Raw genomic sequence first — 12,625 nt, 5'->3', positions numbered from 1 at the left:
AAATTCTCCCTCTCTATCTCTTGGGATGTTAAGCTCCATTTCGCCAAATTGAGTTTTAACTGTCTTTTGAGAATATCCATTTCTTGAATTGGTTGTTTCTTTATCTTTTTTCTCATACTTTTCATAACCAAGATTAGTTGAAAGCTCAGCTTCAAGCATTTCTTGAAGAGTTTCTTTAAAAAGTTCTTTTAGAGCGTTGTAAATGTCAGGCACAGTTTGAAGATTGTTTTCTTTAATAAATCCTCTTAGTTGTTCTTTTGTTAATAGTGACATTTAAAAACCTCCTTCTTAGTTTATATTTTAATTCTTACCAAGAAAGAGGTTTTTAATCTATTTACACAAAATTTTTTACAGTCTCAATTTTTCTATTTTTTTCTACATTATTCTGTACATGGTAAATAAAAATACCTCCTCCAATTTTAATATACAACAATTTGTGCATAATCCCTTTTAATTTAATTAAACTACATACTAAACCCCAATTATCCATAACCCCTTTGCATTACCACCTCCATCCCATCCTTGAACACAAACACCATCTTTCCATCTGCATAAACCTTAACTGCCTCAATAATCATATTCCAAAGCTCACCATCAAACTCATCAAGTAATACATCTCTCCTTTTCAAAACCTTCATAAACTCCTCTATTCTATCCTTCTTTACAAATCTCTCAAACCTCTCATTTTCAACATCTTCAATTGACTTTTTAATACCTTCATACTTTTCAACTAATGTATTATATTTTTTCACATATTCCTCTTGGTCCTGTGCTTTAGTTGCATTATCACGAATGCATATATCTATTTCTTTAGTTATATTTGATGTGGCTGCCATTCAAAAAATCAAAAAAGCCCTGATTTCTCAGAGCTTTTATCTATCGTATCAACGAATCGTTCAAATTTGTCTTTGGACGATGATGTTGATACAATGATTTTATTTATATAATGATTAAAAATATATACATTATTTTCACTCCCTAAACAATACATCATCATTCAGCACCATAAAATTTTTTAATCATTTTTATAATAAATTATTTATGTTAACTTTTCTGCTATTTTAAAGTTCCTCTTATGTTAATTATACTGAACTTTTTTAATGAAATATACTCAGCTTTATAAATAATATTGTCCTACATAAAAAATTAATGTTCTACATTATACGTATCTATTCCCCATTGAATATCCGCTGTATCTCTAGGATCATCAAAATAACTACTCCAAAAACTAATATCAGAAGTACCGCTTATTATTTGAACTAGACCCGCAGCAGATTTAAGAGTTGTTGGTCCAAATACTGCACTTCCAACATAGCCATAATGAAAATTTCCTATTGTTTCTCCGGTAACATATGCTCTCAAACCTTCATCATAATAAATAGTTTTTGTTCCTAAGTAAGTTTTATAGTCCCATATTCCTCCACTCTTTACCATTTCAGTAAAATAAACTCCTGCTACAAGATGTTTTGTTCCAAAAATAGCATTTTCATAAACTTTTTTTAGCTCATCTGCATGAATTCTCGCTTCAGGTAATATATCAATTACTGCTGCTTTAATTGAGAAAAAATTTTCTTGTTGTATATTTGTAACAACTGAAATTTCTAAGTTGCTATTTATTTTAATAGCATTTAGTTTAATTAATATGTTCAATCTATTTATAAAGCTATTTAATTTTTCTAATTCAATTGAATCAAATTTATATAATTCTGAAATTTTTTCAACATTTACAAAAATAGTATTATCGCTTTTGAATATAACATTTTCAAGATTGTTGAATAATACTGAATATGAATCATAATCATTTTCTATTTTAGAAATATTTTTATTTTGAGACTGTTTATATATTTCTTTAAATATAGCGTTCGCGTCTGAAGACATTTTTTTAACATCTCTATTATAAGCTAGATTAGCATATACAATTTGATTAAAAGGTATAAGTATAACTATTAAAAAAGCTAATACGAAATTAATTATCTTTATAATAATACCCTTCATAAATAACCCCTTCATCTTTCACTTAATTTAATCTTTAACGGTAAAATTACATAAGAATATAATATTTTGACTTTTTTATATGTCACCTCCCTTGAATTTTTCAAATAACTTACATATGAATTATAATGAAACAACCTTATCATTATTTCTTCATGACTAACTTCTCTATAATAACAACATAATTACTCTATAGTTTAATTAGAACATATATTAACAAAAAACTATCAAAAAAACATCTAATTTACTACGAAAAGAACAAAAAACATATTAATGCTATATAACTTAATATCAGAATACTAACGATTGTAATTAAGTTAAAAATAATATCCCAAAATTGAATTCTTCTTTTTTGACTTTTTATAAAGAATTTTCTAAGATAATCAAAATAAATAAAAAGCACTAATATCAGAAGTAAAGAAAAAATTACACCAGAGTAACTTTGTTTAATTTTTATTAAACTATTTTCCAAATTATAATTTACCAGTATTAAAATTCCAATTAAATCAATAATAAGAACTATAAATAAGCTTTTAATTTTTTGTTTTAATAACATAAAAGCTTACACTCCCTTCCCAGAATAAGCAATAACACATTTTCATTTTAACCTTTTTTGCTGTAATAAGGTATTATCAAAAGTTTTAGGGTGCTTTTGACGATAACCCATTGATTTTATTAATTTTTTGTATGATAACTTGCTCCCCCTCTTTTTCGAGGTTTTTTTTAGTTACGTAAGCGTCGAAACAGGACCACCTTTACAAAAAAGCCGCATTTTATTGCGACCTTTTACTTCAGCTTGGCTCTGCATTTGTCAGGTAGTTCCTTTGACCATGGAAGCAGTTTATTTAGTTCCTCCTCTTTTGTAATATCAACGTTTGGCATAGTTTCAAATAGATATTTCAAATACTCAAATGGAATTAATTTATTTTCCTTCGCAGTTTCAATTATGCTATAAGTAATCGCACTTGCCCTTGCTCCTTGCGGTGTATTTGAAAATAACCAATTTTTTCGACCTATTACAAAAGGCTTTATTGCTCTTTCTGCACGATTGTTACAAAGCTCAAGCCTTCCATCCTTTAGTATGTTCATCAGCTTTTCCTTTTGATTAAATGAATAATTTATTGCTTTGCAATAACTTGATTTTGGAAGTGATATTGCATGTTCTTTTTCAATCCATGCGAAATAAACCTCCAGCATTGGTTTAAGCCTGCTGAGGCGTTCTTTATATCGCTCTTCATAGGATTTTTTAGATAGTTTTTCTTCAAGTTCAAACATGCTGTCTATATACTTTACCCCTTGATAAGCAGAAGTATACATGTAGCTTTCCTTATCTTCTACTGCTCTCAAGTTATCTGTAAAATATCTTCTTGCATGAGCAAAGCAGGATACAAGTGTTACTTCCATCGCTGGTCCTGCCTTTGATTCTTTTAATAGTTTATCGTATCCATCATAGGCATCAGTGTGTAGATACCCTTTAAAACCTTTTAAAAAGGCCTTAGCGTTATCTCCTGCCCTTGATGGCTGATACTCATATAGAACGATTGGCTCATGCCCATTAACTGTTCGATACATCCACATGTAGGATTTTGTGGTTGCTTTTCGCCCTGGCTCATTTATAACTTCAAGCTCTATTTCATCTGCATGCAATACTTTCTTTGATTACTAGCTTAGGTGTAGGAGCTATAATCATTGGAACAGTGCTTCCTTCTCTTTCGCAATTACGACATGAATATATCATTGAATGGTTTTCTTTTACTTTGTCAAGAAGTTTTTGTTTGCTAAGCCTATTTCTAAACGCCTGTAATATAGCCAAAAACCATTACGTTCCCAATAAAGTATTTTAATCTTGTCGCGTTTTGAATTACAAAATACAAATATTGCATCTGAAAATGGGTCTAATTTGAAATTCATTTGAACTATGATGGCAAGTCCATCAATTGATTTGCGCATGTCAGTTTTACCGACAGCTAAATAGATATTCTGAACCTGCTTTAATTTCAGCATAATGAACTTAATGTTTTAGCAACTTCAGAGAAAAGTTCTACGTTAAATCCTTCTGAAACCACTATTTCTGCATTGCCTATTTTTACAGTTATGGTGTTAGATATACTAACGGGATTTTCTTTCAGTTGGACCCATTGTATTTCTTCATTGTTAAACGTTTTTCTTTTTTCAGTTGCCACCTTAATTGAGAAAGCATTATCCCATTTTCTTTGCACCACTTTGGAGCTGAAAGTCCGCTTGCTTGAAAATTTTGAATCAATTCATCCAGTTTAGATTATTTTGTCTTTGTCTAATTTCTTGCACTAATAGCACCTCCTGATGCTATTATGTCATAATTAGTTTCGCCTTTTGTAGGTGGGTAGAATTTGACGCTTACAAAGCTACTATCTTACTGTTAATATCAGCACTTAAGCATTACAATTACTTGTAATGCTCCAAACCTCTTTACCATCAACCTGACTATGGGTTTACTGGACAGGACATTCATTCACTAAACTGCACATCCTTTCCCATCTACAACGCAAAATTGTTAACAGTTTCTCTATCACAAATTATCACCATCTTAGTTCTTATTATTTTTCATCATCAGATACGCTTTATAATGATTATAGAACTTTTCTTTAAAACTAATTACTTTTAACATATGTTCTTTAACTGCACTTTCATTTAGATTTGAATTTAATATAACATCAAAAATGACAAAAGTATTATTAATTTTGTAAAATGATGTTTCATAAGAAGTTTCTGATTTTGTATAAATATAATTGCCATTTTTCAAAGTATTATCTTCAATAATTGTAGTTTTTACTAAAGTATTTTTATCTATTTGATATATTCCTTCTATACCATATGAGACCGATAAAATTTTATTCCCTGTTTTATCAGCTACTTCATATTCATCTAAAGCATGTATTGGGTCAGTTACAATTTTTATTAATTTAAACTTTTGAACCAATATAGATGAATCTGGTGAATCATTAAAATAACTCGCTAGTTCGCCTAAGTTTATTTCGAAGTCTTGATTGTTGGTTGCGTTTTTAATTGTTGTTTTATTAAAATTTTTTATTGATTTGTTATATCGTTCATAAAATCCAAAATTAATAAAAATACTGATCACATTAAAAATTGTTAAAATTATTAAAAGATACCTGCTTTTCATAAAAATCCCCATCCGTTCATATTTTTGATTATATAGTAAAGTCAGTGTATCATTTTTGTTTACTATATTGAAATTTCTGGGCCTATAACAGCTGTTTTTGAATTTAATTTTGGGAACCAACAATCTGCTGCATCAGGTCTTGTTTCATAACCCAAAAATGAGCCGTCAGTATCATACACCCTATAAATTTTTGCTCCAGTAACTGCTACTCCTTTATTATATAATGTAATAGTTACTTTTTTTCTTGGCGATACTTTTGTCCCAGTAGAATACGTAAAACCACTATTGATTGTTACTGCTAAAGCCCCTCCCACTGTTGTTGAAGTCCCAACTTCTATCACTTTAATTTTATAATTAGCATTTGCTGATACCTGATACGTGAATTCAGCTTTTATTTCTTTAAATTCATTTTGCATATATATAGCATCAGCATACTGAGTATAACTTTGATTTATAACAGTAAATTCACCAATATAAAATTTCGTATCGTTTGTTGCCTTATAAGTTGCATCATAATGATCAAATTCATATCTAACTGTCCACATTGGAGAAACAAAAGATCTTTCTTCTGTTTCATTAGGCACGATTTCTATAGAAATATTTTTATCTTGGGCATAAACCCAATTTGTTGTTAAAAAAGCAGTTAACAAAAAAATAGATATAATTTTACTTATAATTTTCCCCATTTTTATCCACCCTCTTAATAATACTTTTATATGATACACTGACCTTATATAAGACTTTTTCAAATTATTAATGTTTTTTAAGTGTATATATTGTATTTTAAGTAATTAGATTGTAAGAATAATTTCTGTATATATAAAAAAACTATATAAAATTCTTAGAATCATTTTTAATATTTACTTAGTTATAATTATTGCATATTTGTTGTTAGTCTCAGGAGTAGTAAATAACTTTATTTGTAGATATTTTTAACTTATTTCCAAAGTATGTGCACACACTTCTTAATCATTTCCTATATTTTCTATTTTACCCTCCCTTCTACCATCTCTGTCAATAGAAAATTTCCATTTTATTCCGACATAATTCTGTATCACCTTAAAGTAATACAATTAATTGCACATTATTTTAATATAAATTTCTTTTCAAACTTACCTAAAATATCAACAATTTACAGATACTTATTTATAATTTTAAATAAACGTTAAATTTTTATCATGAAAAAACAAAGTAAACCTTTCTCCTGCAGTAACCTCTACAACTTTACCTCCACCTCCATCCCATCCCTAAACACGAACACAATCTTTCCACCTGCATAAACCTTAACTGCCTCGATAACCATATTCCAAAACTCCCCATCAAACTCATCTATTACCCCATCCCTATCTCTTAAAACCTTCATAAATTCATCTATCCTATCTTTCTTAACTAATCTTTTTAATCTTTCATTTTCAACATCTTCAATTAACTTTCTGATCCCTTCATACCTTTCAACTAAAGCATTGTATCTTGTCATATATTCCTCTTGGTCCTGTGCTTTAGTTACATTATCACGAATACACCTATTTATTTCATCTAAAATTTCTTTTGCTTGTCTTTCTAGTTCAAATATTTTTTCATCTAAATCTTTGGTATTAGTAAGTTCCTTTATAACTTCCTCATACCCTTTTAATATTTCTTCCTTATTTTCAATAAATCCATTAAACACCTCTACAAAAGCCTTCTTTATCTTATCTTCATAAATATGTGGCATCTTGCACCTTTTATCATTTTTAAACTTATTGTTGCACTGCCATATTACCCTCCTATATTTACTCGTAGAATGCCAAACCTTTCTGCCGTAGAAACTTCCACAGTCACCACATATAACCTTCCCTGAAAAAAAGCTCCCTCCTGTCTTATAGCCCTTTACTTCTTTTCTCTTTCTATTTTCGTCTTGCACTAAATCAGGGATAAAAGTTATATGTGATATGGATGCCATTCAAAAAACAAAAAAGCCCTGATTTCTCAAGGCTTTAAACACATTGTATCAAATTAATAGTTCAATATGTCTTTGGACGGTGATGTTGATACAAGAAATATTTATGAAACTAGTTTCTTAATCACATTGCAGTATCAGCCATACCTTATGAAAGTTTTTTGATTTCAAATCATCTTTGTGAATCCAAAAGTATATTCTTCCTCCATCCCCCCACATCATTCCTATATCCTCATCTGAATCAATCTGAAGTAGCAACTTCCAATCTGTAGCTTTATCTATTAGTTCTTGACTCCTTGGATCATAATAACTACTTGAGTCACCACAGTATAGACCATTTGTTACTAATACACATTCAGTTTCCATTTCATGTTGTATTATATCAGGATGTCCCAAAAGTCTATGAATTGGTTCATAACTCATAAATTCTATTGCCTCTTCTTCCATTTTAGTTAATTTATCCATTTCTTCTTTATTGAGCTGCAACTTTGATATATATAAAGAATCTGATGATGGTATTGTTAGCTCTTCCTCAAAGTCCAAAACGCAAGAATCAAATCTGCAGTTATCAGGTAAAAATTCAGGAAAATTTACTCCTTTTAACAGTTCAACATCTCCATCATAATATAGAACTTTGCAACATCCCTTATCCTTTGGGTCATAACCCCATGGTTGGTTATATGCCTCATAAAAGAAATATAACATTCCTTGGTTAGGTAATTCTTTGTCACCATCATATTCGCAAATATGCTCTAAATTTAATTGGCAAATAAAAGCTAAAGGTAGTTTATTCCATGTCGGCCAATCCCATCCTTCAGGCAAATCAGGTTTTCCACCTATCTTTGACATTCCTATGCCGATTTGGCTATCCTCTGTTGCAGTTGGATAAATTCTTATCGAACTTTTTACTAAATCTAACATTTCATTTGAGATCCTTGAAAGGCCCAGAATATTAAAAAGTTCACCAATATATTCTTTCATATATTTCTCCTTATAATAATCAAATATTTATTATCAATATTCTTCTGATGAATCCCATGCCTTTACAAACTTAAAACCTGTTAAACAACTCATTAAAACTAAATCTCTAAATTCATCAGACACAAAGGCTCCTCCCTCAGGTTCATCAATAATTTTAAATATATGATGACCTTTAACACATTCTTCTTTAAATACATACTTCTCAATTACCATTATACGGTCAGAATCATCAAATTTGATATACTCTGATTTTTCATAATCTAAGCAATTCAGAACTTTTATTACGTTGATAGCATATAGTTTTTTCCCATCAAAATCTAGTGGCAAAATTTCAACGCTATCTTTTATCAAATCTTTCACTATATCCAAAACCTTTTCGTCAAATACAGGAATTGCAGAACTATATAAACAAGTTGCATTTGAAAGTTTTGCTCTATCAGCTTTTTCCACTTCAATAGGTTTCCATGTTTCAATTTCACTTGTCCCGTCAAATCGAAGAAGATCACATGCTTCTTCTTCCTTAGTAACTAGCATGGTATAATTATCAACATCAAAGTTTAATTGCCAAACTACCATTTTCACTCCTCCTGTGAGAGCTATATAATATATAGCTCAATTTTATTTTGTAAATTATTTAAATTAATAATGTGTAAACATAAATAATACTTAAAAATATATATAGTAGACCACGATAAATTCCCTTTTAGCTTCGACTACAGTTAAGGAGGCTGGTGGCAGGGGTACGAGATAAAGTCATGGCGCTTTAAGCTGTGAGGAGTGTTGTTCACATTACCTCCCATTTTTTGGTAATGATAGGACCATTAGATGATTAGTGAATTCAAGGCTAAAGTGAGATTGATTGCCATGATATATCAGTAGCCCTACATTATGTTGTAAATCTAAGTAAGCGTAAATGCTTTTGTATTTATTTTTACTTATACTCCCAACTACGGCTTAAATCAAAAAATTTAAATTTTATTTGTTCTTTTACAACTAAATATATTACTATTCATTTGCTCTCAGCCGACTTTTCCGGTCGTCCGGTAGTCGCCTCCTTAAAATTTACCTTCTCGTAATTGTTGAGCAATGTAGTTTAATATTTTTATTAAATCTTCTCTTGTTTTAGCACGTCCTAACAGATAATTGACTTTATCATAATATGCCTTTGTATGAAGGCGGTTATGGTAAGTATTAGATAAGAAAACCCCATTTATAGCATCATTAATTCCTATGCCAAACTTTTTTAAAATGGATCGTGAATACTTAGCTGCTGAAGCATTTCCAGCTACTATATGGTGTGCTGCATTTGCAAAGTTTGGTACCTTAATTCCAGCTTTAATCATATTGCCTCTTAATATTAAAGAACTTGAACTTTCTACATCTTCTAATGTTCTATCTACCCATCTAATAAGTTTTCTAACTATTCTCTTTGTTGGTTTAGATAATTGACCAAATCCCGTTCCTCCTGGAACTAAAATACCAACAAGATCAAGAGCAACAGCTAAATAATCACCTTTAGCCAAGTCTATTGCCATTAATTGTAGATCTCTTTGAGTATCTGGTGAGATTGCAATAGAAAGAGCATAAGCATATGCAGCATAAATAACTGCTGGAGCAATAAAGCCACCATCATCTGATTGATTAATAGGATTATTAATCACATAGGAGTAAACATTATGTGAAAGTAAAACACCTACATTTCCAACAATCGCATCCGCATTAATAAACCTTCCCCATTCAGGATTGTAGAACCTACTCTGTAAATAATACAGCTTCGTCTCTTCATCGTATCTGTATCCTCTATACCTATATGGGTTCTTAATTCCAACTGTATCTTTTAAGATTCCATCAATTGAAATAATATTCCCCCAGCTATCATAGGTGTAGGATACAACTTCATTTCCATTTGCGTCAATTAAAGCAATTATATCCCCTTGCCCGTTCCTTACATAGTTTCAATTTCTAAGTCCGATTTACTTAAATTTTGGGGTCAGTTTAATGAAAAGGTCACATCAGCCTAAACTGTGTGACCATAGATGCTTTAAAAGACTATTTTGCTTTACTTTTCTGTAAATATTTTTTTTGCAATTATAAAGCATTCATCATAACTTCTCGTAAAAACATCATCGCCAAATCTTTTTATAAATAAATCATAAATATTATTAGCTAAACTTTCTAAATCAATTCTTTTATCAACTAATTTACTTATCAACTCGATTTCAACCTCATATTCATCTTTTGGGGAAAATGGAAACAAATCTATTGGATCCCATTCATTTATTATTTTAGCTACTTTATCTTTCATGACATCACCTCATTACTCTCCAAAGAGTTCCTTAACAATTTTAATCATATTATCATCAAAAAATTTTGATGAATATGTTGTTACCAATTTACCTTCTTTTGTTACTACTGCAGCACCTTCTTTTGTTATAAAAAGATATTTATTGGCCCCTTGTTGTAATGCTTTACCATTTGCAACCCAAGAATCAACCATTTCCTTAGTAACACCTCTCTGAGCCATTCTTTCAAAACCATGTTCAGCAAAGGCATCCCAATTTACTTTTATATAAGGATTTTCTACAAGAGTACCCAGTTTTCCAAAAGATGTTCCGATTTCAGTCTTACCCGCTCCCTTATTAAATACTTTATCAATATATCCTAAAACTTTACTATTAATTCTTTGCTGAATTACATACATTCTTGAAATAACAAATGTATATACATAAAGAAAAGCATGATTAAGCTTATTTATTGAACTTTTTAAACCAAAATAACCATTTTTATCTTCCATGTTTACCGGGTCGTTATTGCAATATGCAAACATGTTATGACCTAGTAATTCTCCAATCTTACCAACAATCGCATCCGCATTAACAAACCTACCCCACTCAGGATTGTAATACCTACTCTGCAAATAATACAGCTTTGTCTCTTCATCGTATCTATATCCTCTATACCTATATGGATTCTTAACACCTAAAGTTGTTGCAAGGCTTCCGTCAATTGAAACAACATTCCCCCAGCTATCGTAGGTGTAGGTTATAACTTCATTTCCATTTGCATCTATTAAAGCTATAATATCCCCTTGCCCGTTCCTTACATAATAATATTCTACACCGTTTAGGTTCATTGAAACAAGGTTGTCTTGGCTGTCGTAGGAATAATGGATTGTATCCGTCCCGTTTGTTTCAAGAATAACTTTATCACATAATAGGTAATACTTGGTTGTAACTCCGTTTACAGTTTTTTCTGTCCTTATGCCCTGGTCGTTGTATTTGTAGGAAATGTTAAACCCGTTCCCTTGTATCCTCGCAAGTTGTCTGCCCTCTTCCCATGTAAAGCTATAGCCATCATAGGATAGAGGATTCCCTATTGCATCGTAGGTTATTTCCTTCCCGTCAAAGCTTGTTAGTTTATCCTTCCAGTTAAAATCATCGTAGGTGTAGGTTATTGTCTTTGTAGGATTTTCAGGCACTCCTTCTGTATACGGATACTCTACTTTGCTTAAAATGTTTCCGCCTAAATCATAAGTATATAATATTGTCTTGTTTAATATCTGGTTATCTTCCCTATAAACTTCATTTAGCTCGTTGTAATAATATTTTATTCTTTTCCCATCCCGGGTTATTGTTTCAATGTTTCCATTTGCATCGTAGGTGTAGTTTATTTTTTTACCATTGTTATCAATCTCGCTTAACCTGTTTGTTGTTGAGTTTTGCTCTTTCCCTGCTTCATAGCTATAGTTTGTTGTAAAGGATGCTGAGCCTGTTGAAATAACTTTATTGTTTAGTCTTCCTAAAATGTCATAATTATTTATAGCCTTTGCTCCGTTTGGAAGGGTTACTTCCTTTTCTCTATTGTCCTTATCGCAGGAATAGCTTGTGGTAAAGCTTAAGTTGTTTATATATTCAACTACACTGCGAAATTCAAAGCTTATATTATTTTTAACAAATTATTAGTATTGTTTTTTTATATGCCGCTGATGTCGATACAAATTTAATAAACAGAAAATGGTTTAATTTTCTATAAAAAAAAGTGTCTCATTAGTTTAGATCCATTTTTAAATCTTAAAAACCTTAAATAACATAAGCTAAATATTAATATGCTATAAAATCCATCATATTAATTTTATATTCAGCATACAATTGTTGTTTTAGTTTATTGAGAAAATTTTCTATAGTTAAAGCTAATTCATTAAATTGAATAATTTCATTAATCTCAGTTTTTTGCCATACTGAATAAATCTTCCAGTAATTATTCTTTTGTTTAATGAACTCTAAAATTGGACCATAACTATAATCCATTGTTTCATATTTAAAGTCTTGTACTTTGCCATTCTTATTGTTTTTCATCCATTTAGTAAGTTGTATCCCTAATTCAAGCAATAGGATATATTGTTCTTGAAAAAAAAGTTTATTATTAACCCAGATTATCAATTCTCCCTCTATGTCTGCAATAACTTTTAAATTTCGAGATTTTATTAATTCTTTATCTACTACTTTATTTTTATCAAAATCAAAAATTATTTATATTTTATTTGATATGCT

General features: G+C 30.2%; 15 protein-coding genes. All 15 read right to left on the bottom strand.

The genetic code is table 11. The features are described 5' to 3' along the window. The coding region (locus Q3V94_RS11730) for a transposase (protein ID WP_303527937.1) at positions 1 to 273 on the bottom strand (273 nt) is incomplete at its 3' end. Positions 274 to 482: 209 nt separating this feature from the next. After that, complete coding sequence (locus Q3V94_RS11725) at positions 483 to 836, bottom strand: hypothetical protein (protein WP_303527935.1); 354 nt, start codon at positions 834 to 836, stop codon at positions 483 to 485. A gap of 310 nt (positions 837 to 1,146) precedes the next feature. After that, complete coding sequence (locus Q3V94_RS11720) at positions 1,147 to 1,995, bottom strand: polymorphic toxin type 44 domain-containing protein (RefSeq protein WP_303527933.1); 849 nt, start codon at positions 1,993 to 1,995, stop codon at positions 1,147 to 1,149. A 783-nt stretch (positions 1,996 to 2,778) separates the two neighbouring features. Beyond that, positions 2,779 to 3,639: an IS66 family transposase gene (locus tag Q3V94_RS11715; protein ID WP_303527932.1), complete on the bottom strand. Its 861-nt coding sequence runs from the start codon at positions 3,637 to 3,639 to the stop codon at positions 2,779 to 2,781. Positions 3,640 to 3,744: 105 nt separating this feature from the next. Further along, positions 3,745 to 3,996, bottom strand: coding sequence for an IS66 family insertion sequence element accessory protein TnpB (tnpB, locus tag Q3V94_RS13710; RefSeq protein WP_368506519.1), 252 nt, complete (start codon positions 3,994 to 3,996; stop codon positions 3,745 to 3,747). Continuing rightward, positions 3,990 to 4,214 (bottom strand): hypothetical protein, encoded by a 225-nt coding sequence (locus tag Q3V94_RS11710; RefSeq protein WP_303527931.1) that lies wholly within the window; start codon positions 4,212 to 4,214, stop codon positions 3,990 to 3,992. Before Q3V94_RS11710 ends, tnpB begins: the two co-directional genes overlap by 7 nt. A 344-nt stretch (positions 4,215 to 4,558) precedes the next feature. Then, positions 4,559 to 5,155: a hypothetical protein gene (locus Q3V94_RS11705; protein ID WP_303527930.1), complete on the bottom strand. Its 597-nt coding sequence runs from the start codon at positions 5,153 to 5,155 to the stop codon at positions 4,559 to 4,561. A 62-nt stretch (positions 5,156 to 5,217) separates the two neighbouring features. Continuing rightward, positions 5,218 to 5,841, bottom strand: a complete 624-nt coding sequence (locus Q3V94_RS11700; protein WP_303527929.1) for a hypothetical protein — start codon at positions 5,839 to 5,841, stop codon at positions 5,218 to 5,220. Between the two features lie 530 nt (positions 5,842 to 6,371). Next, positions 6,372 to 7,097 (bottom strand): zinc ribbon domain-containing protein, encoded by a 726-nt coding sequence (locus Q3V94_RS11695; RefSeq protein ID WP_303527928.1) that lies wholly within the window; start codon positions 7,095 to 7,097, stop codon positions 6,372 to 6,374. Between the two features lie 117 nt (positions 7,098 to 7,214). Beyond that, on the bottom strand, positions 7,215 to 8,075 hold the full coding sequence (locus tag Q3V94_RS11690) for a YwqG family protein (protein ID WP_303527927.1): 861 nt from the start codon (positions 8,073 to 8,075) through the stop codon (positions 7,215 to 7,217). 33 nt (positions 8,076 to 8,108) lie between these two features. Then, on the bottom strand, positions 8,109 to 8,651 hold the full coding sequence (locus tag Q3V94_RS11685; RefSeq protein ID WP_303527924.1) for a DUF1629 domain-containing protein: 543 nt from the start codon (positions 8,649 to 8,651) through the stop codon (positions 8,109 to 8,111). A 479-nt stretch (positions 8,652 to 9,130) separates the two neighbouring features. Next, positions 9,131 to 9,991, bottom strand: coding sequence for an RHS repeat-associated core domain-containing protein (locus Q3V94_RS13705; protein WP_368506520.1), 861 nt, complete (start codon positions 9,989 to 9,991; stop codon positions 9,131 to 9,133). 143 nt (positions 9,992 to 10,134) lie between these two features. Next, the gene (locus tag Q3V94_RS11670; RefSeq protein WP_303527922.1) at positions 10,135 to 10,380 is read right to left on the bottom strand and encodes a DUF1871 family protein; all 246 of its coding nucleotides are present in this window, start codon (positions 10,378 to 10,380) and stop codon (positions 10,135 to 10,137) included. Positions 10,381 to 10,392: 12 nt separating this feature from the next. Next, entirely contained in the window at positions 10,393 to 11,553 is a 1,161-nt protein-coding gene (locus Q3V94_RS11665) for an RHS repeat domain-containing protein (protein WP_303527921.1), read from the bottom strand. Between the two features lie 622 nt (positions 11,554 to 12,175). Then, positions 12,176 to 12,514, bottom strand: coding sequence for a hypothetical protein (locus Q3V94_RS11660; RefSeq protein ID WP_303527919.1), 339 nt, complete (start codon positions 12,512 to 12,514; stop codon positions 12,176 to 12,178). Positions 12,515 to 12,625 lie beyond the last annotated feature (111 nt).

The sequence above is a fragment of the Caloramator sp. CAR-1 genome (genome assembly GCF_030546345.1).
GTDB lineage: Bacteria > Bacillota > Clostridia > Clostridiales > Caloramatoraceae > Caloramator > Caloramator australicus.
This window is presented reverse-complemented; position numbering and strand designations above follow the sequence as displayed.